General features: G+C 43.9%; 16 protein-coding genes and 1 pseudogene. 5 read left to right on the plus strand and 12 right to left on the minus strand.

Going from position 1 to position 24,769, the window contains the following annotated elements:
- The first annotated feature begins 145 nt into the window (after positions 1-145).
- The gene (locus V7R42_RS07555) at positions 146-559 is read left to right on the plus strand and encodes a tyrosine-type recombinase/integrase (protein ID WP_334019591.1); all 414 of its coding nucleotides are present in this window, start codon (positions 146-148) and stop codon (positions 557-559) included.
- Positions 556-1,263: a tyrosine-type recombinase/integrase gene (locus V7R42_RS07560; RefSeq protein WP_334019592.1), complete on the plus strand. Its 708-nt coding sequence runs from the start codon at positions 556-558 to the stop codon at positions 1,261-1,263. The genes V7R42_RS07555 and V7R42_RS07560 overlap by 4 nt, the downstream gene beginning before the upstream one ends.
- Before the next feature lie 190 nt (positions 1,264-1,453).
- On the opposite strand, the pseudogene V7R42_RS07565 reads toward V7R42_RS07560, so the two are convergent.
- Positions 1,454-1,597, minus strand: a pseudogene (locus V7R42_RS07565) (helix-turn-helix domain-containing protein); the annotation flags it as partial.
- Between the two features lie 381 nt (positions 1,598-1,978).
- On the opposite strand from V7R42_RS07565, the gene V7R42_RS07570 reads away from it, so the two are divergent.
- The gene (locus V7R42_RS07570) at positions 1,979-2,266 is read left to right on the plus strand and encodes a DUF2845 domain-containing protein (protein ID WP_334019594.1); all 288 of its coding nucleotides are present in this window, start codon (positions 1,979-1,981) and stop codon (positions 2,264-2,266) included.
- 87 nt (positions 2,267-2,353) lie between these two features.
- Positions 2,354-3,466: a hypothetical protein gene (locus V7R42_RS07575; RefSeq protein ID WP_334019595.1), complete on the plus strand. Its 1,113-nt coding sequence runs from the start codon at positions 2,354-2,356 to the stop codon at positions 3,464-3,466.
- Positions 3,467-3,685: 219 nt separating this feature from the next.
- Here the strand turns inward: V7R42_RS07575 and V7R42_RS07580 are convergent, their stop codons facing one another.
- The 9 genes from V7R42_RS07580 to V7R42_RS07620 form a co-directional block, all read right to left on the minus strand.
- Positions 3,686-4,867 (minus strand): NAD(P)/FAD-dependent oxidoreductase, encoded by a 1,182-nt coding sequence (locus tag V7R42_RS07580; RefSeq protein ID WP_334019596.1) that lies wholly within the window; start codon positions 4,865-4,867, stop codon positions 3,686-3,688.
- 25 nt (positions 4,868-4,892) lie between these two features.
- On the minus strand, positions 4,893-6,968 hold the full coding sequence (locus tag V7R42_RS07585; RefSeq protein WP_334019597.1) for a LodA/GoxA family CTQ-dependent oxidase: 2,076 nt from the start codon (positions 6,966-6,968) through the stop codon (positions 4,893-4,895).
- Positions 6,965-8,149 (minus strand): hypothetical protein, encoded by a 1,185-nt coding sequence (locus tag V7R42_RS07590; protein WP_334019598.1) that lies wholly within the window; start codon positions 8,147-8,149, stop codon positions 6,965-6,967. Before V7R42_RS07590 ends, V7R42_RS07585 begins: the two co-directional genes overlap by 4 nt.
- Before the next feature lie 549 nt (positions 8,150-8,698).
- Positions 8,699-14,836 carry a pectinesterase family protein gene (locus tag V7R42_RS07595; protein ID WP_334019599.1) on the minus strand — a complete coding sequence of 2,046 codons (6,138 nt, stop codon included), beginning with the start codon at positions 14,834-14,836 and terminating at the stop codon, positions 8,699-8,701.
- Between the two features lie 97 nt (positions 14,837-14,933).
- A complete protein-coding gene (locus V7R42_RS07600; protein WP_334019600.1) occupies positions 14,934-17,870 on the minus strand; it encodes a TonB-dependent receptor in 2,937 nt (978 codons plus the stop codon).
- A gap of 147 nt (positions 17,871-18,017) precedes the next feature.
- Positions 18,018-19,340: a pectate lyase family protein gene (locus V7R42_RS07605; protein WP_334019601.1), complete on the minus strand. Its 1,323-nt coding sequence runs from the start codon at positions 19,338-19,340 to the stop codon at positions 18,018-18,020.
- Entirely contained in the window at positions 19,340-20,083 is a 744-nt protein-coding gene (locus V7R42_RS07610; RefSeq protein WP_334019602.1) for an IclR family transcriptional regulator, read from the minus strand. The genes V7R42_RS07605 and V7R42_RS07610 overlap by 1 nt, the downstream gene beginning before the upstream one ends.
- 219 nt (positions 20,084-20,302) lie before the next feature.
- A complete protein-coding gene (locus tag V7R42_RS07615) occupies positions 20,303-20,815 on the minus strand; it encodes a YgjV family protein (RefSeq protein WP_334019603.1) in 513 nt (170 codons plus the stop codon).
- A 65-nt stretch (positions 20,816-20,880) separates the two neighbouring features.
- A complete protein-coding gene (locus tag V7R42_RS07620; protein WP_334019604.1) occupies positions 20,881-23,088 on the minus strand; it encodes a sulfatase in 2,208 nt (735 codons plus the stop codon).
- Positions 23,089-23,181: 93 nt separating this feature from the next.
- Here V7R42_RS07620 and ppiC point away from each other — a divergent pair, with 93 nt between their 5' ends.
- Positions 23,182-23,463 carry a peptidylprolyl isomerase PpiC gene (gene ppiC / locus V7R42_RS07625; protein WP_334019605.1) on the plus strand — a complete coding sequence of 94 codons (282 nt, stop codon included), beginning with the start codon at positions 23,182-23,184 and terminating at the stop codon, positions 23,461-23,463.
- Positions 23,464-23,553: 90 nt separating this feature from the next.
- Here the strand turns inward: ppiC and V7R42_RS07630 are convergent, their stop codons facing one another.
- Both V7R42_RS07630 and V7R42_RS07635 read right to left on the minus strand, forming a co-directional pair.
- Positions 23,554-24,300 carry a hypothetical protein gene (locus V7R42_RS07630; protein WP_334019606.1) on the minus strand — a complete coding sequence of 249 codons (747 nt, stop codon included), beginning with the start codon at positions 24,298-24,300 and terminating at the stop codon, positions 23,554-23,556.
- Between the two features lie 180 nt (positions 24,301-24,480).
- Positions 24,481-24,663, minus strand: coding sequence for a DUF6435 family protein (locus V7R42_RS07635; protein ID WP_334019607.1), 183 nt, complete (start codon positions 24,661-24,663; stop codon positions 24,481-24,483).
- Positions 24,664-24,769: the final 106 nt, after the last annotated feature.

Below are 24,769 nucleotides of genomic sequence, written 5' to 3' on the forward strand. Positions count from 1 at the left end.
GTTATTTTTTAGTATTAAATGAGATGAATACCCCACATTTGATACCCCTAAAAGGACTGCATTATGAGTTTAACCTCCCTCGAAGTGAAAACTATTTCGTGTCCTGCTGATAAAAAAACAAATCAAGAAGTTTGATGGTAATAGTTTGTTTTTATTGATAAAAAGCAATGGATCTAAATTATGGAGAATGCGCTTTAAGTTATCAGGAACATATAAAGAACTGGCTTTAGGTCAATACCCCACGATACCCCTAGTTGAAGCAAGAAAACTGGCAGAGGAAGCAAGGGTTTCTCTGATTCAGGGGATTAATCCAATCGAAGAAAGAAGAGAAAGAAAACGAAGCCACTCCGCAATTGATAGGCAGTTTCAAAACGTAGCGTTGAAATGGTGGGAACAACAAAAAGACTCTTGGTCTGCCGACTATCAAGCTCGTGTAAAACGCTTTATAACCAAAGACTGTAAGTCATTAAGTAAGTTCCCCATCGAACAAATAGATGCTGGACACATTACCGAGGTTATGTTGTCTATAGAGGCGTCAGGAACTCCAAAAAAACCTTGACACTGACAATCATTAATCGGATCTTTGGGTATGCTTTGGCTCATAGGTTGACCAGATATAATCCTGCTCAAGGTCTACCGCTCAAAGACATTATCAAACCACTGCCAAAAGTACGCTCACATTCAGCCATTATTAAAGCGAGTGAACTTGGAAAACCCATTTATGATATTGATACAACTCCCACTGGAAGCTTCTGCACAGTAGAAGCGTTAAAGCTTATCCTAAGAGTCTTTCTCAGGCCCAATGAAATACGTAACCTGAAATGGGAGTATGTTGATTTTGAGGAAAAACTGATACGTATTCCAGCTACAGAAATGAAAAAGGATCGTGATCATCTAGTACCACTTTCGAAGCAAGTTATTAAACAATTAAAATATATACAGAATTACACCAGTTACTCTATATATGTTTTTTCTAGCCAACGAGATAGTCATAAACCTATGAGTAAGAACGTGATGACCAATCGTCTACGTGATTTGGGATATGCCGCTGATGTAATGTCTGCTCACGGGTTTAGAAGTACTGCTTCAACGATACTACACGAACAAGGCTGGAATCATGACGCGATAGAAGCACAGCTCGCTCACTTGACGGGAACGAGTACATCAAGGGCATACAACAGGTTTATTTATTTGCCTGAGCGTAAAAAGATGATGCAACAATGGAGCAATTATTTAGAACAACTTTCCAGTAAAAAAATTTAGAAAGCTTGTTTTTAAGTGTTTATTTTTCAAATTCTTATGGTTTTTTAGATGAATTTATTTTGTTTCAAATCCCACTGTTTTGCTAACTCTTTACAAAATTAAAAAAAGTCGTATAAATTAATGTTGAGTTAATAGGTACTGAGTATAATTGATAGGCCTTAGACGTCGCGCATTTATATATTTACTAACCCCGAATTCGATCACGATTTACTTCTCTACTGATGGTGCTGTGGCTCACGTTCAGACGCTTTCCGATCTTCCGATAACTGAAACCCTCGCGTAAGTAGGCCTCGATCTGGTATCGTTGTCCCTCGATCAACTGCTTGTAACTCATGGTAACTACTCTTGTTTTTTTGGCGATTACAGAGTACCACCAACGGGCAGTTGATCTCTCCTCACCGTTTAACCATGAGTGGTGCACTTATTATCTGAATTCGGGAGTTTTCTCTTTGCACATAAGAATGAGCGAACAGCAATCACTTCAAAGAGAAAATGAATACTGGCCGAAATTATTTCAGGATAAAAATGGAAACGGTTTCAATGCTGTCTGATTAAGTCGACAGCAGCAGATGAACATTAAAACAAGATAAAATCGTTTTATGAGCTTGCGTAACTGATTTTAATTAAGCCTATATTGACAGTTTCACTCTTAAAAATTATTGTAAATAGTTTTTATACGAATTTACTTATCATTAACTAACCTTGGTTTTATGAAATGAGAAAAATTTTAATACTTATGATATCAATCATCAGTTTTTCGACTAGCGCCGAAGGCTTTCGCTGTGGGGTAAGACTTGTTGAGCTTAAAGACTCTTTAGGAGTAGTAAAAGAAAAATGTGGTTCTCCCAAATACGATGTTGACATGGGAAGTGTTGTAGTAGATGGGCAGTATGTAAATTTAAAGCGTTTGACTTATGACCTGGGAAAAGGAAAATTCTTGAGAATCCTCGACTTTCATAATGGAATTCTAGAAAAAATATCTGACGGCCCAAGGAGCGAATAAATAATCTATTTTCTACTTATTTATCTTTACAAAAACAATTTTCAATACTAGTTGTTATGAGGGTGCATATTAACAGGGAGAACTTATATGCTAAATTTAGATGCCCTTTCTACACATTCTTTAAGTGTTAACCCCTCTAACAAAATAAAATTTAGACTACCTTTTTTTAGTATAGTAGCTCTGTTCTCGATGAGCCCTTTGGCTAATGAAAGTAACACTAATTATATACTTACACCTTCTGGCGTATCTAGCACGGAAAACCCAGTTAACTCAATAGACGGCGTAATTAGCGAGCCTGATGTAAATAGTTTTGAGGTAACGAAATTTGGGGTCATAGATAAGTTAGAAAAAAGTGAGCCTATTCTGAGTGCTTTTGAAAGTGCAAAAAATAGTAAAAAAGATGAAGACGCAGAAATATCATCCTATAGCAACACTCTTATAGAAGATTTTAATGGAGATGGGTGTAATGATACTGCTACCGTCTTTTCAAATAAGATCACAATATTTCATCCATGCACTAATAGAAGTAAAGACTATAAATTTTCAAAAGATATAGCGGTAAATGGCGTTTACGATACAGACGGTGAACCAGGTGTCGAAATTGGAGTCGTCAATGCACCCTATTTCGATATTATCGATGACGAAGATCAGAGACACAGTAGTTATTTAATAGGAACTGACTGGGCAATCAATGGCCACTATGATGCAGATGGTGTCCCAGGTGTAGAAATAGGGATAGTTAATGCTCCGCATTTTAAGATAGTAAACGACACTGATAGACAAGTTCACTCATATGTTATGGGAACCGATTGGGCAATCAACGGCCATTATGACGCAGATGGTGAGCCAGGGGTAGAGATTGGAGTCGTTCACCAACAACATTTAGTATTTATTAGAGATCGTGAGAGAACTAAAACCTCATTTTATATGGGACCCAGAAGTTGGTTTATCAATGGAAATTACGACACTGACGGAGATCCTGGTGTAGAACTTGGTATAGTGCGACATGAACATTTTAATATCTATGATTTAAGAGATTACTCAGACAGAGGTTATAGGATTAGGGGGGCTTGGCACATCGATGGGCCTCAAGACCTCGATTCAGAACCAGGAAAAGAGATCGTGATAAATAACTACGGTTACAGTCAATACGTTTATATTTACGATAAAACTTTCCAGATTCGCTACAAAAAATACTAGGTATCATCTGAGTGAGTTAGTCACTTTCCTCTTCTAAAATTATAGTTTGTTTTATATTCAGGAGATAAACTTGCTCACCCTTTAAGCTCTGCATTTATCTTATGAATTTGATAAAACCTGGTTGTTCCTCTCAGTGCGAAGAACAATCATAAAAGATCTTTAACAGAAAAAACGTTGGACTGATTCAAAAGAAAATCTGTCTAGTAAAGACTGGTCGATTCATTCTGTGCTAATAGCACGTTTGTCTAAATTATCCATTAACGAAAAGATGTTACGTCGTCGCCAAAAGCCGCCGTAATTGAAACGTGCCCCACCAGCAGCATACTGTGATTGGTGCTGTGTTACATAGTGTCTGAAGTCGTTGAATACCCTTTGCTGATATTCGAAAAGTGGGTGTTGCGATTGCTCACACACTGCCATACCTATAGATTTACCCGCGCATATACCGTGAATAACTGATTTGGTTATTCCAGCAGATGATATTGAGTCATAACTAGAAGCAGCATCACCTACAGCCAACCAATTCGGACCGACCACATTAGACAAAATGTCAGACTTACATGGCCTAATGCATAGGTTGTCGGGAAGTGAGACTTCTGTGTCAAATTGAGTGATGCATTGTTTATGAAACCATTCACTATTTCTCAAATGCTTAAACCAGTTTTTAGGTGAAGACATCTGCTTACTTTTGATTTCCTGTGTATCTGTGCAGAAACTTATAAGTGCTTTATTTTGGGGCAGCTGCGTTCCGTACCACCAGCCATTTTCAGCACTGCTAACAATCGTATGTGCCGCTTTTGCTTTTGCACCGTTCAATGCAAAAAAAGCACATAACGACATCACCTTATCAAGTGTGTTCTGTGCAATGTTAAGCTTATTAACAATGGTTCGGTTGTAGCCCGTGGCGTCTACAACAAAATCGCAGTGCATGTTAACGAGGGATTTTTCACGGTTGATTAATAGCCGATAACCGCTACGCTCTTTATTCATGTTACAGACGCGTGAATTCGATAAAACGTGAACTCCATGAGTAATGCAAGCGTGTAATAGCTGTTGATTAAAGGTGTTTCTATTTAAATGAAAGCCTCTTCCAACAGGGGTGAATAAAAAGTCATTGTAGCCGGGAGCATCATTTTGCCATACGGAAATACTGCCTGGGCATGGTAAGTGATTGCGTTCATCAAGTATGTGTTCAACATTAATTTCACGAAGATATTGGTTAAGTATAGGGGGAACGGTTTCTCCTATAGCTGGGCCTGATTTTACCGGCGCGTTGCATAGCGTAATTTTAAGATTAAGCTCAAGATCGATACTTATTGTCCGTAATGATAAGGCAGTGGCGCACCCGGCAGGGCCGCCACCAACGATAACAACGCTATGACATTTAGGTTTACTTTTCACTTTGGATTAAAAATGCTTAGCATTTTTATGGGCCACAATTAGTTGGTGGCTCATAACCTTCTTCAACCGCTGTCGGCCAAGGCTCTACAGTATCACCGTGTTTGGCGAACTGACTTTCAACCTCAATGAATTTATCACTTCCATAATTCGTATTATGCTCTGAGTCATGTACTTGAAGGCCCTGAATAACAAATCCAACCTTGTGCCAATTTTCTACAAATTCAAAATAGCACTGAAATCTACCCTGCTGCTGTGGATAAGGTGTTTGCGTACCGTCGCCCCTTACACTAAACAAGGTATTTCCAATACTCCATGTATTGGTATTAGAGTCATACTTACACGCTTCTTTCGGGTAAACGGAAACAGGCCGTTGCGCTGGCCACGACCAATACAGCGTATTGTTTTCGGGGGGATTTGGATCTGGAGTGTGGGTAGCGCAACTATTGTAATCGGTATGCCATGGTTGCGACATGAATTTACATAAATCTCCAGGTTCTACTTTAGATGTGCGCAAAGGCACATAACCTACCCCAAGAAAGTGCCCGTCGTTTGCCGTTATGGAGCTATAGTCCAGTGGCTGCATATTAATGCGAAAAGGCCCCGTTTCGCCTTGCCAGTCCTGAACGTATAAATTGACGTCACGCACTATGAACGTCAAATCTATTCCAGGAGAGTATCTTCCTCCAAGACAATTTTCCAATACCATTCTGTCCATATACTCACCCTTGCCAAGAGGTGGGTAGGCTTCGACTGACTTACCTTCATACCATTGGTTCATTAGAAAGTACTGCGTCTCGGTGACAGATAAAAAACTCTTCATAGCATCACCTAGGGCTAAAGGCATTTTTCCTGGTACACCGTCTTCATTACTTGGCGCATCTTTTGTTCCTGGCGGAGAGGGTTTACGGATCAACTGCTGGAAAGAAGGCAATTTTTCCTTAGGGTTGTCCGTAGGTTTGATTTGTGCAACAAAGTCGTGCCCGTTTACCCCTTTATTGGGAAGCGCAGTATTCCATCTTTGCAGAAAAGCACCATGAAACACGGGTAAGACATCGCCATTAAAAGAAGCGTTATAAGTGTCTTGATACCCGTTAGAAAAGAGTTCTGGTAACAATCCTAAATGTTGAACCCATGTGTCGTACACGTCATCCCAAGTAGATACAACATTGCGAGTTTGCGGAGCATAACCGGGATCTGTGCAGACTACCCAGCCATGAACAGCTTGCTCTGTACTGCCGTCCTCAAAAATTATGGTAGCACATACAGGGCCATCAGACGTGTCATCAAACCAAAAGTCATTATCAATGGCATCGTCTAATTTAGGGGGGACCCCGTTTTGCATCATTGCGCTGGCTTTTCCGTACCCTCCAGTAACAATCAACCTACCCGTGTCTTTTTCAATTAACATTTCACCCAGGCTTGTTATGGTGCCTAAAGGGTTAAACATTTTGAAATGGTTGTCTGGAAAACTAATGGGGTAGTCAGGCTGGTCGTAAATGACTCCGTTCTGTGCCACATAACTCGCGGCAGTTGACTGATTAAAGTGCTGTACGTCATCGGCACTGCTTGAAACGACAGACATTGCTCTAGGACCTGCATCCATAACCAAGGTATTAAGCCTGTTCTCTGACGCCAAATCACTGCCAAATTCTGGCGTATTATTACGAACAGGCGGGGTATTGCCATTTTCGTAAGCTACGATACCCTCTTCATCACCGCCTTCGGAAGTAATGGAGTAGTTATTGTTCTTTTTATTGGCTAGATGTACTTGCCATACGATGTCTTTAATCCTTTTTCCTCCAACGATATCTCCCGGTTTTACTTCACTACCAAGGTCTTTAGCCGGATACACTTCCTGTGGTTGATCGTAGGCAAATAGCCTAAATCGCGCAGCCTGACGCTTAACCTTTCCATCGGCGTCACGAAAATCACTGTCATCAATGGGCGTATTGTCCGTATTAGGTTTTACGGGAAGGCCACCAAACAATCCCGATTCTTTATCTATTAATTCGCCTGCTGCAGTTTCAGGTGCTAAATAGTATTCGCTGCTATTACCTACACGGGCAAAGTTAATGGATGGGTGAACTCGAAAGTAACTCATTGCTTTTCTCCTGTGTTTTTAAGGTATGCCTGAATAGCGTCTATTTCTTGAGACCAGAAATAGATATTTTGAAAGGCGTGGCTGATGTTTAAATTTGTAGCCGGAAGAGGGTCCAGGCTCATTTTAGGAGGAAATTCCTGTTCGGTATTGTGACACCGAAAGCAATTATTCATTACAGATGCGTGTTGCGTAAAGGTTTCAATGGTGCTGTTTGATAAACTCAACGAGCCGGTTAGTAAGTCGTTATTCGAAAGTGAGAGGCCTGGCGATAGGTTATTTTCTTTATTAAACCAGATAGCGCCAATTTCGTCATAATTCACCCATAAATCGCTGGAGCCCAAACTGCCTTGCACACTTTCATTTAAACTCTGAATATTATCTGTATTGCCTTGGTTCACATTGGGCGCATTTCCAAACGGGTAGCGGCGGCAAACCTGAGTAATCGGAGTGAATGTTTGGGTAGCTTCGTCAAGTACTAAACCGTCTTTCGCCGGATTAATATTGCAGTCCTTCAATGCTGTATTGGCAGTATAGAACGTATAGTTTTTACTTGATACGGGCTCATCCATTTTGGTGTTAGGTGGAACGTCTGGGGCGTTTTCGTTGTGTTCGAACGTCGCCCAAATCATTTCTGGGTGCCCCTTTACTATTCCTCCTATATGAAAGCCTACTAGTGCAACTCTTGCTGAATAGGTTTCGGATAGGCTTACCTGAATACCATTGGGAGTATTCACCAATTTATTGAGTTCAGCATTCATTACAAAGATGTTTGTTGGATTTTCTCCTTCGGCCAGAACACGCCATGATGCTTTAAGTTCTAATGCTCCAGCGTTACCGTATATGGGAAAATCTGTATTGGGCGCATCTCTCCCCATGGCTTGAACATTAAGTGGCTTAGTGTAGTCGTCAGACGGCGAATACTTGCCATCGGCGTTAATGCCTTTAATGAAATCAGCGAACGTTGGATTGACGTACTGAGAGTAGTATACGGCTTTGCCGTTGTGATCGATGAGGAGCCCGTCGGTGCCAGCTTGCAGAAATTCATCAAATGACAGAGGGTTTCCGTGTTTGGTGCGTCTTGGCATCATCCCTCGTCCCTCTAAGCCAATTAATGATTGAGGTGATTCAAAAGATAAAAACCTTGGCTGACCATTCCATTCCTGTGTTAACCATAAAAACATTTGCCAGGACCATTGATGAAATACGCAATTACTTATGCTTCTGAATGCTGCATCGTTGGGCCGTGGAGTTTGACTGTGTGGAAACCATGAGGACTGAGCTTCACAGTTTTGTGTTTGACTATTTGCCTGACCTATAAAAGCAATAAATATTGCTAAAATGACAACCGGTAGGAGTATTCGAATGTTTCGTTTACGACTATTTGGTATGTATCGCATTTCCTTTCCCCGATTCATTTCTGAATTAAGTAATATTTGACAGAAACTTATATCGAACGAAGGGAAAACGCCCACGACCAACCTCGGCTAAGCGCTTGGACAACTTCCCTGACGTCCTCGACCTTAAGTATTGGACATTATTTCTTTTACGCAAATATTTTCTATATTCAGGCGTTGGTATTGGCAAATGAACTTTGCACAATCACCAAAATTTCACGGTTTTAGTAGAGCGTAGGAGTACCTCTCGCTTTCGTTATTCATGCGCTTTAATTGAAGACAAAGGCGCTGCTCGTCGCGTTGCGCCTTTGTCAGTATTGTGAAACGTCTTGAGGTTTAGTTTAACGGAGGAATGTCATCGGCATTCTGGTTAATTTTACCTACGCCCGAATAGTTGATAACTCGCTGCTTAACCACTTCGGCATCATCTAGTACGTAGTCGTACGGCACTTCGTAGCTGGATGTTGGCGTGGCGTCAGGTCCTGCAACAACGTCACCATCAGCAGGCGTTGTCCAGGTTACGCCTTCGCCAAACAGGTTGCCTGACGTGTTCCAGTATCCAATAACGTCTGAGTAGAAAGAAACAATTGGATTTTGCGTGTTCTCAAACACATTGTTTTCTACCTGTAGCTCTGCACCAATTCTTGAATTGATTGCCGTAGAGGATATCTGATTGTAGTAGTTGTTATACAAGTGTCCGTGACCGTAGCGGAATAACGGCAAACGTGACTCGATATTTTCAAACCGATTGTGGTGGAAGGTAATTAAACGCTCGGTATTGTCACTGTCTACATCATTCTCAGTGTGGCCGTGTAACGAGGCTTTCCAGTGATCATGAAGATAGTTGTAAGAGATAGTGATGTTTTTCGCACCGCGTTTACTATCTACTAATCCGTCGTAAAAATCCTTGTCCACAGACAATGTACTGTAAAGCTCATTGTGATCAATCCAAATGTTGCTGGTGGTAGAGCCGTCGTTATCACCTTCAATAGAGATAGCGTCTTTTCCATCAGTAAGCACGTGGTGGATTTTCAGGTTTTGAATGACCACGTTATTTGCACGTCTAATTAAGATGCCAATGCCGTCGAGTTCGCCCCTGTCTGCAACCCCGATAATTGACACATCGTTCATGTCTTTTATTTCAATCGGTGAGCCCGTACCGCCATTGTTTGCGTCGGTAATGGTGCCATCTACATAAACTGTTACTGGGGTGTTGCTGTTCGCTGCGCTGTTTAGTACCGCCTGCAGATCAGCACCGTTATCTACGGTTACTACCGTACCGCCAGCACCGCCGGTTAATGCATAGTTGTATTGCGCAAAACCGTATGCATCAAGCGTTGGAGCAGGTGCTACATTCGGTAAGTTAGGCTCGCTTGGCACCCAGCCTTCGCCGTTATTAAAGTGAGAGAATATCGCCGTTCTGCTGGTAAGTTCGGTCACTTCGCTGTCGGTAAGAATGTGAGTAAACTGACGGCTTGAAAGATCAAGCGGGTTACCCTGCATATTCATGCTGCCGTACTCACGCCACCCTGCTGCTGCGGTTGCAGGGCTAGGGTTTGGTGCAGGTTGGTCGCGTACTCCTTCGCCCGCCCAGCCGATTGTGGCAATGTGAGTGTCGAAACGGTTGTTAATAAGCGTAATATTGTCGAAGTAGCTCGCGCTGCCGCCACTTCTTGCAATATATGTAGAGTCGTCGAGTACACCGTTACCAATAGGACCTGGGCCATTGGTGAAGCTGCTGTTTAAGAAGATAAACCCTTTATAAGAAATATCAGGTACGCGAGCTTGTAGAATGTAGCCGCCCGCCGTGTCTTCGTCAGGGTTGCCATTTTTAGAGTCGCCAATGGTGCGAATTTCGCTGTTTTCAAATAATGCGGTATTTACGTAACCCCAAATGAAATCAACATTGCCAGCAATCAATGAGTTGTAGAACCAACTGAAGCCTTTTAATAGCAGCGTGTCTTGTTCACTCACAAAGTTCATATCAACGGCAGTTAGACGGCCTGAATCACTGTTAAAGTAAATCGTTTCAGCTTGGTTAGAGTAGTCGTTGCTTCTGATGTGTGAGTTTTTCAAAGTGAAGTTCGTTAGCGTCAGGTTATCTACGCCTTCCACTAAAAATACGCTTCTTCCGCCAGATGGCGTGCCTGGGGCAGGTGCTTCGCTCTTGCCGCTACCGCTGTTAAAGCTTTCAAAGTTATCGTAGTACACCACGGTATTGTCTCGGCTCTCGCCTTGCAGCGTGACATTGTTATTACCGCGAAGGAACAGCATTTCTTGATATTCGCCGTCACGAATCGTAATGCGAGATGGCGTATCGCTACTTACGTTTTGCATCACGTAGTTAAGCGCACCTTGCACCGTGCGGAAATCCGCTTCGCCGTCATCATCTACGGTAACATTCGAGCCAGAAGGTGCGGCGGCTCTTGTCGTAAAGTGCCAGTTCGCACTTTTGCCAATACCACTAAAGCTTTCACCGTTTAACGTGGCGCCGGTTACCGCGCCATCACTAATGGCTACGTAATATGACTGACCATATTGAAGGGCGTTTGTATGAGGCTTAATCACCAATGTGTTGCCTACAACTGATGCTGGGCGGTAAGCCACTTTGCGCTGTCTGTCTTGGCCTTCAAAGCCAATAAAGTCTTCATCAGCTGCAATATTGATAACGTCTACCAGGGTGTCGTCTGCCGCATTGTAAATGCGCACTTCACCGCTACTTCCTAAGGTGGGTTCGCTGTCGAAGGTTAACGAGAGTAGGGTATCGATATACGCATTGTTATTGCCCGAATACGGTGTGGTATCTGGGAATAAGTCGCCATAGGTGGCGGTAGGCATGGTAAAGCCTTCGCCAACATTAACGGCAATGTGTTTACTTAACGTAGGGTCAGAGCCAGAGGTAAAAGTTACCATTGCGCTGCCGGCAGCGCGAGGGGTAATGGTAACTTGTGGGCCTTGCTGCTCTACGCTGACCACACTCGCATCACTGCTGGTTACGGTAAATGTGTCTTCAGTTAAACCGTCGTTTTGTACTGCGGTAACGTAAACGAACAACGGATCGCTACTGGTGGTGGTCTCCCACTCTGTTTCTTTGAAATCCAGAGTAAGTTGAACAGGTTTCACAGCGGGATCACCCACTTTTAAGTCGTCCAGCTCGAACGAACGGTTATTAGTGAAAAGGCCAATAAGTCCCGCAGCGCTATAGGTTGTATCTTCTGCTGTACCCATGTTCTCGCCGTCTAAATAAACGGTGAGTTTCTCGTTTTCCATTTCAAAACGTACGCGATACCACGTGCCGTCTGTACCGTCTTTTTCGCCCAGTACAATAGGTGACTTAGCCTGGACAGGGCGAGAAATACTACCTTCGGTACTTACCGCTACTTCCACTTGTGTACTGCTTGACGAGTTTTGTACATTCAAACCTCCGCCGTACCAGTTTCCAGCGCTATCATAACGACCTAGAAGGAAGATCTGTTTGTTTCGCGTGGTGCTGTTTTGTCTTGGACGAATGCGCGCTTCAACAAAGTAATTTCCATTTTCTGGCAGGTTGCTAAGTGCCGACTCTTTAACCAAGAAAATTTCGCCACCTTCACCGCCAGCGGTGTAGCGCATCACTTTGTTGCCGTCATCTTCTACAACATCAAACGTGCCTTGTGGGCCGTTTGAGCCTGCGTCGTCTGAAATAAGCGTGAAGTTATCTAAAGAGCCCGATGCAAAGTCGTCACAGAAGTAAAGCTGTGGTTCATTTTCACAGCTAAACTTGCTGTCATCTGGCGCTTCACCCACATACGATATAACAAAGTTATCGATAACCACTTTGCCGCCACTTTCAGTACGAAGCTGTAGGAACGAGGTGGGTGTACCAATAAATCCATCGATAGTTAGGCGTTGTCCTGGCACAAGGTTATTAACCAGTTCGCTGTAGAATTTAGAGTCGCCACCATGTATCGATTTGCTGCTACTGCTAGTGTTGTTATCTACATATATCTGGAAGTTATTGTCGCCTTCACTGTCTTCAACGGCAATGATATCCATACTAATGGTATATTCACGGCTTAAATCTAATATACCTGTGGTTACAGTGTCATCAGCGGTTGTGTCTGTATCAGGGGTACTGTTGCCCATGGTAAAGCGAGCACTGTTGATGGCTAGTTGGCCTTCGGAGATCACTAAACCTGAACCGCCGCCCGTTACGCTATAAAACGGCGTGGCACCGCCATCAGTTGATTTGTATTCAGGGCTGAAGAAGGTGTCAGCGTCTGTTTCAAACGTTTCCTCTAATAGGGTGTTTTCATCAATATATTCAATGCGAATATTGTCGATGACCACAATAGAGCCACTTTCCGTTCTAAATTGAAGGTACGAGTTAGGCGTTGCTATCTGGCCTTCTACCGTCATGGTGGTTCCCGGTACTAAATCGAGCACAGGCTCATTAAAGAAACGGGAATCTGAACCTAGGTGTGAGTTAGCACTGCCAGATGTATTGTTATCCACATAAATCTGAAATTTGTTGTCGCCTTCGGAATCTTCAGCAGAAATTACATCAAAGGTAACCTTGTAAGGACGGCTCAAATCCAGCGCACCGGTTGATGATATATCGTCAGATGAGCTTTGGGTATCAGACTCAGTATTACCTAGAGTAAAGCGTCCGCCGTCAAGCTGAATACCAGTGTCAATTTGCGTTACCGAACCACCGGTAATAGTAAACATGGCAACTTGCTCACCGGCTGCATTTTCAACAGCGGCAAAGTTTGTCGAGAAAATATCCTCGCTTTCGCCTGCAAAGGTATAGGAAAGTGGCAATGGTACACTTGGAATGACTTCGGGCTCTTCAGGCTCGGTAGGCTCAGGCTCAACCGGAGGCACTGGGTCAACTGCGTCAGCTACCGTCTCAATTTTTAAGTTATCGATAGTGATAGTGGCACTCGAATCTGTGCGCAATTGGAAGAAACTATTAGTTACCGAGCTATCGAGAATTTTCGCGTCAGGTGCATTAGGATCGCCGCCACCAATATCGTCACCCGGCTCATAGGTATAGGTGAAGCGCGTGCCGGGTACCATTGTGCCGTCCGCTAACCCTATGCTCACGAACTTAGAAGCAGCACCATGTACTGAGTTATCTTGCCCTGTGGTGTTGTTATCTACATAAAGGCTGAACGTACCGCCGCCATTATGAGAAATAACGTCGAAGCCAATGGTAAAACCTTCGCTAAGATTATAAATACCCATGCCTACCGTATCTGATGCCGACGTATTGGCACCTGGGTTGGCCGCAGCGTTACCAATGCTGAATCGATGGCCTTCAAGGGTAAGCTGACCTGTGGTAGCGTCGACTAGCGGACTGCCACCCGTAACATAATAAAGCGCACCAGCGTCTGGCTCTTCACTTAAACGCTTGTACGACGATGAGAAAAACGTATCGGTGTCGGTGTCGAAGTTTTCTTCAAGCGCCGCCTGGATAGAATTCGCCGCTTCTTCTAACTTTGCCAGTTCAACATCAGCTTGTTCCTGGGTAAATGCAAACAGGTAGTTCTGTGGATCTTCGTTGGCAAGGCAATTTTCAACATGCAGCACTAACGGCATAGACTGAGCGTGATCTGGAGATACCACACACAAACTGTATACCTCGTTAACCGTGTTGAAAGCACGGGAAATAAGATACTCAGTTTGCTCACCGTAGCTAAGGGCAATAACTTTTCGTCCAAAAGAGAATTCATAGTTACCCGTTGTGCTTTCCTCACCGTGCACTCTTACAAAAGTACCTGACAAATTCGTTTCATCGTCAGGCGTAAAGGTGTAAGTGGCTTGCGATACACTTCTGCCTTCCAATGTCGGTGCGTAAATGTCACCGGTGAAGCGGGTCACATCAAAGGTGTTAGGGAAGAGCGTACCTAATTCGGCTTCAAGATAATTCACGAAATGGCTGATAGCTTGGGCTTTATCAACAAGCGTAGCACTGGCTCCGCCAGCAGAACTAAGCCAAACCTCTACATCGGCTGCAAAAGCAGCATCAGATTGATTAAAGAAGTCTTCAATGGTCTGCCCTTCGTCGAGCGTTGCTACCGCTACGTCGCCAGCACTGGCGCTTAGCGTTATACCGTTACTTGGGTCGCCATCGGTATCAAGAGATTGTAAAAGTCGAAGGGTGTTTACGACCGACTGGTTAAAAGGGTTGTCGGTTGCGAACAGATCAAGAGGAGAGATAACACTCGATGCCGGTGTTTCTGGAAACGCCAGCTGACCTATGCTGAAAGCGAGCTGTTCGCCTCTGAAGTAAGAGTATTCACCCTGCGCATTGGTGGTGCCGTTTTCCACAGAAGCAGAAGAATAATTGATTCCCTCTACGGGGCTATCAACAAATACGCCAGTCAATGCTGGATCGGGGGGGAGGGTTACGTTGGTAGAGCTTTTCTCGCCGCAGGCAGTAACGAGAATAACACCACCCATCAGGGCAGCAATTTTCGTGAGTTTCATGGTACTCAATCTCCATATTTTACTGGGCGTACTACCGCACTACATGTCCGCTCCAGCTTTATTATGTGGAAAGGCCGGGTTTCCCCGGCGCAGACAATTAGTAGAATTTAATGTTTACACCCAGCTGATAGCTGCGGCCGTACTCTTCTTTCTGGTACAGAATATTGCCGCCGCTTAATGCGTTACCTTGGAAGTAGCGAAGGTCAGACTCCTCGGTAAGGTTAATGGCGTCAAAGTACAGTTGAGCATACTCAGTAATGTCGTACTGAAGCTTAAAGTCTAAGCTTTTAACCGAATCTTGATATTGGTCGCCCCAAATCTTGCAGCCTTTCGGGTCGTTAAGATCTGCAGTAATTGGGCAAGAGCCAATTTGTTCAAGAACTTCAGAACGCACGTTACCAATTAAGCGAGCTGAGAACGTTTCGCTCTCCCAACCAAATACAAGGTTGAAGGTGGTATCAGCTTGATCAGGCAGTGCTACCTTGCCTTGACGAATACTGCTATCCAGCGAAGCCTCACTATCTAGGATGGTGGCATTACTTTGAATGAATAGACCATTTTCAAAGTACTGGTTGTAGCTAAGCTCTAACCCGATAACCGAGGCTTTGTTGCCGTTAACGGTAATGTTTATCTCGTTGAGATATAAGTCTTGCGGAATAACAAACTCAGTCACTTGGTTTACCGGAAGCGTAAGCGGCAGGTCGTTAAGCGCCATGCCAATTCCGTTTACATCCACAATAAAGTTGTCGATGTCTTTGTAGAACACTGCCGCTTCCATAAAGAGATTTTCGCTTGGATACCAGCCAATAGACGCATCGTAGTTAATAGATGTCATTGCAACGAGGTTAGGATTACCCACATCTAGTGCATTATCAGAACCCAACACGTACTGGCTTAGCTGTTGAAGCGATGCGCCACCTTGACTGTCATCACAATCGTCCGAACCTGGAGGACAAAGCTCGATATCGCTGTCAAACACAGCAAATGCACGGGCTTGTTTAAACGACGGGCGGGTAAAGCTTGTCCATGCTGCGGCACGTACAAGGAAGTGTTCGCTCGGCTCCCATTTAATGTGTGCACTAGGGAAAAACTCACTGTATTTAATAGACGCTTCTGGTAGCGGGATAGCAATATCCAATGCACCAGCGCCTGCGCCATTAAACTCAAAGTCATCGTTTTCTAACGACAGAAAGCCGGTGGACGAGAACTCGGTTTGGGTCCAACGAACGCCAGTTGTAAGTGTGGCATCTGCGCCCAATGGCAACTCTGCCATGGCGTATACAGCCTGCGTATCTTCGGTGATACTGTAGTCGCCCTTAGTACTTTCAATCGATACTTCGCCATTTGTGGCAGGCTCAACCGTTTGACGAGTGGCATCAACAATTTGATCGACAACTGCGCGACTTTCAAACGGCAACTGGAATGCGCTGTTTGAAGGTATTCGGGTGTCATAGTCGGCAAGGGTAGAGTTTACTGCGGCAATACATGCGTCGTCGCTACAGTCACCAGCAGAAGGGTCGAAACTCCAGCGGTCCTTGTCACGCACGTGATCGCGCTCACTCACCTGTACACCAAATTTAATGGTGTTTAACCAGTCATTAAAAATGTCGGTTCGCAAGTTAAGGTTTACTGTCTTAATTTCATCAATTCGTGTTCCGCCCTCTAAAAACAGGTTATCGAATTGATAATTTGAAAGGTCAGAACCATCGCCACTACCCGACGTTCCAAAAATACTGTTTTCCGGGTCGTAGGTTAGACCTGCGATTTCGGCAGCTTCTTGTGGGCTTAAAATGCGGGCGTTAATGTTGTCGCGACCGCCTTGACCATAAACAATCAGGTCTCGTTCACGAAACTGAACGCGGCGGTCACCGGTGGAGTCTTCTTCTGAGCGAGATTGAGCATATTCGTAGTCAAAGACGAAACGTTCAGCAATACGGTTTTCGCCCCCTAAGCTGAACGTTATGGTTTTGTTCTTACTTTCTTGCAGGAAGTGCTGGTGGAATACGTCTATATCGCTAAGAATAAACTCTTTCGTAGCGCCGTTTACATAAACGATTTCGTCGTTTCCGACAGAGCCAGCATCTTGAAAATCGTAAAATTCACGCTGTGCGCGATCGTCATCTTCAAACTGTGTGAACGTGCCTTTGGCGTAGTAATAGGCGTCGGCAGAGGGCTTATACTCTAAATTTATCGCAGCGGCCTGGCGGGTTCTTCCAGCAATCTCACGACGAACTTCTAACTGAGAAGGCGCAAGAATTTCGTCACCCTGTGCAATTTCTTCTTCTGTTTTACCCAAGTCGGCGGTGTAAAACTTCATTTCGTTGGTGCTGTGGTGGCGCGTTTCGTCTATCTGGGTTTTGCGGTCTTCGTGAGATATGGCAAAGCCAATACCAAAAGTGTTATCAAAGAAAAACTGAGTGCCGTCTAAGCTAAATTTCGGAGAGTGCTTTTCGCGCGCTTCTGAATATGCGTCTTGAACACGCATTTTTAAGGTGTTTTTGCCACGATCAAACGCCGAAATTGCTTTTACGTTAACTGTGCCGCCAATGGAATTCAGGTTTTGGTCTGGGGTGAGGGTTTTCAGAACCTCAATCGTTCCGAGCAGGTCAGCAGGAAGTGCGTCTAATCCCACTTTCCGTTCTTCGCCTGCACCAGACATTTGTGCGCCGTTCATATTTATGGATACGAAGCCGGGCCCTAAGCCTCGCACGGTGACAAACTTACCTTCGCCCTCTGAGCGCTGAAGCGTTACGCCTGGCAATCTTCGAAGCGACTCCGCCACGTTTTGGTCAACAAAGTTGCCTAAGTCATCCGTAGAAATAACCGAGCTAAAGCCGCTTTTCATACGCTCTAAGTCACGCGCTTTGAGGTCTGCTTGTTTAACACCCTTTACTTCAACTACTTCAATTTCGCTTGGGGTCTCATTTGTTTCTGTTCGCTCGGTGTTTTCCTGTTCTGGTGCAGTACTTTGCGCCATGGCGGAAAACGCCGTGGACACGGCTAGAGCGAGGGCTGTCCATTGAAACACTCTCATGTTTTGAACTCCTAAATTCCAAAATCGACATAGCTGTTATACTTGTATTTTGCTATGCCACCGGTGGCATTATTGATCTTGTTAAATAGGAATGCATTAGTATTTAACGTTTATTTCACAAATTATTAATATATGAATATTTAATGTTCACAGTCTGGGAATTCCTGCGAGTACCCGCCATGAGTTTTCTTCATGAAAAGTAAGGGAGGGCGTAGTGTTAGCGGTAAAGTAGCTACTGTAAGCTGACCAGTCAACCACATCTAATTCACTATCAATTATTCCATTTTTGCTTATATACTGATTATCTTGGATTTGCTTAAGTATGCGCGAATCTACAGGGTCTAGCGCTTTACCTGTTCGGGTAAGATTAGCACCCACGTCTTGGTCTTCGATCAAGCGTGTCCATGTTTCCTGCGCAGTAAGTTGGGCATCGCCTAGCTTATCTATTTCACTTTGATAAAAGGGCTTATATGAGAGGGAGCGAGCACGTACAGCTTTTTCTTTTTCTGAGCCAGCTTTGGCACTTTTAACATCTATACCTTTACTATTGTCTGAAGACATATCGCTATAGCCCTTCATTACGTTCTCAGCAACATATAGTCGAGTGAGTGATTCTTTGTCGTCCCATAATTGGAAAAACCATATTTTGTTTGTTGCGGGCCCAGGCGCGTAAACATTCCCCACCAGATTCGCAATGCCGTTTTCGCCGCCATAGGCTGAGTTTTTTTGCCAGTTAGCAATGACATTATTTCGAATATCAACGAATTCTTGCTGTTGGGGGTAAGGCGGGTTCAGTCGCCATCCATTAATGCGCGGGTTTCTACTGGTATGATTGACTAAAATATTACGCAAAAAGCTGGCTTTGCTGCCGCCCCAAATGCCACCATAACCGTGGCTGCCTTTATGGTGGCCAGCGTTGTTTAAACTCTCTGAAAGAATACTGTTTTGTAGTGTAAAGCGTTGGTTATTGTAGAAAGAACCTACTTCGTCTTTTGACCAACTTAGCGAGCAGTGGTCTATGATGACATCGGCAGTATTTCTGACGGTCACTGCATCGCCTTCTTCACTGTCTTTCCCCGGCCTAAAACGCATGTGCCGAATAATGACCTGATTAGCTTCAACGCTTGTTGATGCGCCAGAAATTAAAATACCGTGGGGGGATGTTTGTCCTGCAATAGTAACGTTACCATGTTTTATTTCTAAGTCTTTTTCTAAAACGATAACGCCAGACACATTAAAGACAATCAGTCTTGGATAGTCTTGTGCAATTGCCCATCGCAATGTTCCCTTTTGTGGACTTTTAGCATTGTCCGACAAAGAGGTAACAACTAACACTTTTCCTCTGTTTCCACCTTGCGTGTATTTTCCGAACCCCAGCGCGCCTTCAAACGCTAACGTCTGTGCGTGACAGTTAGACAAAGCAAGAAACCAGACAAAAGCGACGATAAGTTGAATTGGATTATGTTTCATTACTGCATGTCCTGCTCGTAAGGTTGAGCATTGATAGTTGGTAGGCGGGCTATGTCTTTCAGTTTTTTACTCCATGCTTGGAGTGCCCTAACGTCGTGGACCATACCCTCTAGTTCTATTGCTAAAATTGATACGAGCTCTCCATCTCGCATGAAGATCGGCACGGCAACCAGCGTCACGTTGCGCTGTGAGAAGTGGCTGACAGCATAGCCTCTGGTACAGGTTGTTGCCCGTAATTTCGCAGCTTGTTGTTCATCAAAATTAGTGGGGTGATTGCTGTCGTTCATGTTTTGATATTTAGGATGGTATGCCAGCATGACGTGACCCGCTGCAGATTCAAATAAGGGCAGTTTTGTTCCTGGTCTTATTGTTGTTATTTGCTTTTCTTTGGCGTCTAAAACATCAATAACAAACGCGCAATAGTCGCCTAATGTGCAGATGATTGCGCTAGCATGGTTGTCAGCAATAAGTTTTGAAAGCTCGGGCGCAGCTATTCTTTGAACGTATCGGCTGCGTGAGTTTGTTGCGCTAATTTCGTAAATACGCGTGCCATAAAAGTATTTTGTGCCACGCTTTTCTACTACACGTGCACTGGTTAACGTTCTAAGCAATCTAAAAACGGACGTGCGGGGGAGGTTGAGCGTTGACTCGATTTCAGAGGCACTTAAACCTGAGCGAGACTCGGCGATGGCTTGACATAACTGCAGCGCCTGCATAACACTTGGAATTACATACCTTTCCATCTTTTCGCGGTCCCGAAATCAAGATAATACTGCCAGATATTAACACGAATTAAACAAAATGCTACCGGTGGCATTTCAGAGTTTTGATGATTTTTAAATCAATCACATTGAGAAAAGAACGAAGAAAGTAGCGCATCTCATCGCATCAATAGAAGATTAACGCTTTATCACGTGTAGCAATCAAGGAGCATAGATTTATAGTTTGGCATAAATTTGTAATCAGGCCTTACCGAGCGCTTTTGGCCCCCTGTACAAGCGAATAATGGTAAAGCTATTAACTGCCAGCAACGTAGCTTCAAGCAAGGTGCCGCCAATAGAGCCCACAATAATATTGTTGGTTAGCCAACATATGGCGCCACATAAAAACGCTAAACGCATGCGAATTCCCGATAAACAGAACAGGGCGTAGGTGCCAATACAGGTGCCTAAAATAGGAAATAAGTCGTACCAAACTTCGGCCAAATACAGCCCAGCTGCTAGCGATATCAATATAAACAGGTAGGCAACACTGCGGGAGCGGGTTTTAATTGATATGCCCGTTCTTACTACGGAAAGTAAAGCACTTAAGCATGCGGTAACGGCTCCGAGTAAGGCAAAATGCAGGGCGTGATTTAAATTCATCGCCACCATCATTACTCGCAGGTGCTGATCATCACGCTGATAAAAGCACAAAATGCCAAGCGCAAAACTTAGCATTCCTATCGCTTGGGCCAAATTGAATTCAGGTAGCATCAACATCTTATTCGCGCTAGTCGGTTATTTATAGTTCGTAAAATAAACATCTATCTCTAACTGGATTACTTTAGTTTTGCTTCACGTTTGAGAAGCAAATAAGACAAATTTCTGAATCCTATGGCCATTAACAGGATTGGGAGAAGCATAACAATACTCCCTCCTCCTGTTTTACTCGCTTTTGTGTCACCGTTATTTGTACTACCTCCGCCCTGAACATCGGAAATAGAAATCCGTAAAGCACTAGAGTTCGAAGCGAGTCCATCGGAAACAGTAAAATTTATGTCTGCTTGGTTTTGAGTAAGTGAAGCTGGAATATCGAGATAATAAACTGGCTGTGCAATGCTAATATTCTCGTCGATAGATAACTCATCGCTTTGAACCTTCAAGTAGAGCTTATCTTTATTAACATCATTGACAGTGTAGTTAATAGTTAATCTACTGCCCTTTGAGGCTGTGAGAGTGGTATTTGATAAACTGATAGTCGGCGCAACGTTCACGGGCAGTACTTTAACGCTCAGCTGTTTTCTAACTGTCTTTTCATGGTCACTGGCGATAAACCCAAAGCTTATAAATTGGGCAGTGTCCACTTTTGGCACCGTGAAACTGAAGCCATTGTTCTGTGTTTCGGTTGCTACATCTGGACCCATAAATTGGCGATAATTAACGCTAGAAGAACTGCTACCATTCAATAGTTCCCATGATACAAAAAGCCTGTCTCCAGCATTCGCTTGAGGGCTTGATATCGCTAAATCTAAGGATAGGTTTTTTGATGTCTTTTCTTCAGGCAGCAGGTATTGGTCTGCAGGTTTTCCGATGCTGTTAAAGTTAAATGCTCCTTGTTGATAGTCGGGATTTTCAAGAGGCAGAGAGGCATTCGAAGATACTAAGTACTCAGATAAAATACCGTCTAATGCTATTAGTTTATCTGGTCTCTCTTTCGCTAAATTACGCATTTCTTCTGCATCACTTGAAACATGATAGAGGGCGTACCTATGCGCTTCCTCTGCACCGTAATAAAATGTCTTTATCAGCTTCCAACCGTCATATAAGACCGTCGCCGAAGGGGGCAACCAATCGGGAACGCGGGGCATTGTGGGATAATAAGTGAAAATAGGTCTAGGCGATAAGGTGTCACCACGCAATAGTGGGCGAATATCTTCACCATCTACAATATGTCCTTTCGGCATTTCTGCGTTTAATCCACTCAACAAAGTAGGATAAAAGTCAGCAGATTGTATCGGTTCATCGGATAAGGTGTTTGACTGAGTCAGGCCTGGCCATATTATGAATGTAGGTACGCGACTGCCACCATCGTATTGCGTAGCCTTGCCGCTGCGAAGAGGAAAGTTACTTGTTGGGTGAATCTCGCCCAGTACATCATACATATTTCCTCCGTTATCCGAAGTAAATACGATAATAGTATCATCTTCTATTCCAGCCTCTTCTAACGCGTCATATAAAATAGCGATAGCATCGTCGAAGTGTTTTACCATTCCAGCGTAAGTGGCACTTCGTTGGCTGTTGAAAGGAGAGCGCTTGTCAATGAAATGGTTTACAACATCTTGCTTGGCGTTGAAGGGAGCATGGACCGAAAATGGCCAGAAATTTACATAAAAAGCACCTTGACTGTGATTGTTTAAAATCCACTTTTTTGCCTCTTTAGCTAAACGGATATCTATATGTTCTTCTTCTATTTCGGGTATTAAATTTGGAGCGAAAGACCAAGGTGCAAGATAACCTCCGTAAGGGCCAGAACCACTGAAGTGCGGAATGTCGATATCGAAGCCGTGTTCGAGAGGGCTATATGGTGAAGAGCCCAAATGCCATTTTCCAAAATGAGCCGTGTGATAACCCTTATTCTTTAAAATTTTGGCCAGCGTGGGAAGTGAAGTGTCGAGACGAGTGGCTGTTAGGGGAGCGGTTGATAATTGATTTCTGGGGGCGCTGCTACGTTCAGATGAAGTAAGCCTAACGGTGGGTGCCTCAATATTCGGATTTAAAATACCATGTCGTGCTGGTGTCTGGCCTGTGAGAATAGAAGCTCGAGTCGGGGAACATAATGGACTATTACTAAATGCTTGAGTAAATGTCATTCCTTTTTGCGCTAGAGCATCTATATTCGGTGTTTCGTAGAACTTATTATGTTGATAGATTGACGTGTCGTTCCATCCCAAGTCGTCAGCGAGGATAAAAATCACATTTTTTGGCTGGTCAGCCATCGCCGTAAATGTGAGATGAAAAAAACAAAGAAATACGACAAGCTGGCGCATACCACTCCGTTGATATAATAATGTTGAAACACCCAAGATGAGCAGCATTATACGGTATACTGCAATGATTCATACTTCAATATTGGTAGGCACATGGCGACGGCATCCGCACTTCACATTTTGGTCAAAACAGAGAAAGAAGCGCTTTCTATTTTAGAGCAGCTTAAGAAAGGTAAGGACTTTGCAACGTTGGCGAAGCGTCATTCTAAATGCCCCTCGGGCAAGCGAGGTGGTGATTTGGGAGAATTTCGCCGCGGCCAAATGGTAAAAGCTTTCGACGATGTGGTCTTTAAGAGAGACGTGCTCAAAGTACACGGGCCGGTGAAAACCCGTTTTGGCTACCATCTTATTAAAACGCTCTACCGAAGTAATTAATATCGCAGCCACTAAAGCCGAAGTAGCAACAACGAAGCAAGCCTGGCGCTTCCAACAAGCGTTTAAAGTCTGCCTCGGCTCGTGAATCTGTCAATTACCCGGCTCCCATTTTTCACCGCATACTGAATTTTGGGTAAAGACGGCGTAAGGGCTGTTGGTGTCGTGAAGTGAACTGCGCAGCGCTGCGCCGTGATCTACCGAGATAAAAGGTGTGTCAGAGGCTTTGCTTTGTTCATCCAGCATAAAGTAGTCGCTGGTATAACTGGTCAACATCATGCGCTTATCATGTCCTATATCGCTTAAACGCACGCGAGTTATGGCTTTAAATTTGGCGTCGGGGTTAGAAAGGCCTACGATTTTCTTAAAAAAGTAGCCTTTGTCAGACTGCAACTGGGAAAAACCATTTAACGTGTTTATTAAGGCTTTTAAACCTATTGCTTCGCGCTGCAGCATAAAGTCGTGATGAATGGCGTTACCGTCCTTTCTAATACTGGCTTGCGAGGGCGTTTTTCCGGCGGTATAGGCCTGCTCTGCTTCCAATGACGAAAGATGTGATTGCCCTTCCTCTGCATAGTGAACCAGTGCGCTTGTGTTCATGTTTACGTAGTAGTCGCTGATCCCTGCTGGTACCACTTCAAATAGCATAACATCTGGGGTTACGGCACCTCGCGCTTCGGGCGTTTGAGGGCCTTTGGGTACGCACTTTTCAGAAATGAAATAATAATATTGGCCTGCTTCGATAGCGAAAGCTGTATTAGAAATCACTGTACAGGTGGCCAGAAGTAGTAGCCTGGAAGTGAGCTGCTTAATTGCCGTTAAAGCACTGCCTATTTGCATATCAAAGAAGCCTTATTGTTTGATGCATTTATATAATACCAACGCATGCGGACTGGTATAAGGCGTCATTGTAAGGGGTAGTGGGTAAAAGCGCGAGTTAAGCTTTAGAACGCGCTACGCCTTGGGTGTAAGCATCTCGTATTAGTATGCGGCCACACGCATTGTACAAGCGCTTAGTATTTACGTTCCTTGTGTGTTCTTCTCCAGTGTTTCTATTTCTTTCCATAGCTTTTCTGATTGTGCGGTGAGCGATGAATACGTTTTTATGTCACCATTTCTCTGCGCGTGCATGGCTTTTTCAAGAAGGGCGTCATATTGCTTTCGCATCTTTTGGGTTGGATTGCTTTTAAAAAGTCCAAACATAGTGAAAATCCTAAAAAGAGAGATAGCGAGAAAACGTTTGAACAGGAACTTTCGATCACGCATTTTCGTGAACAAACTTTCATAAACATTCATGGGAAAATTCGTA

Origin of the sequence: Alteromonas sp. S015, assembly GCF_036864485.1 — a bacterium.
Classification (GTDB): domain Bacteria; phylum Pseudomonadota; class Gammaproteobacteria; order Enterobacterales; family Alteromonadaceae; genus Alteromonas.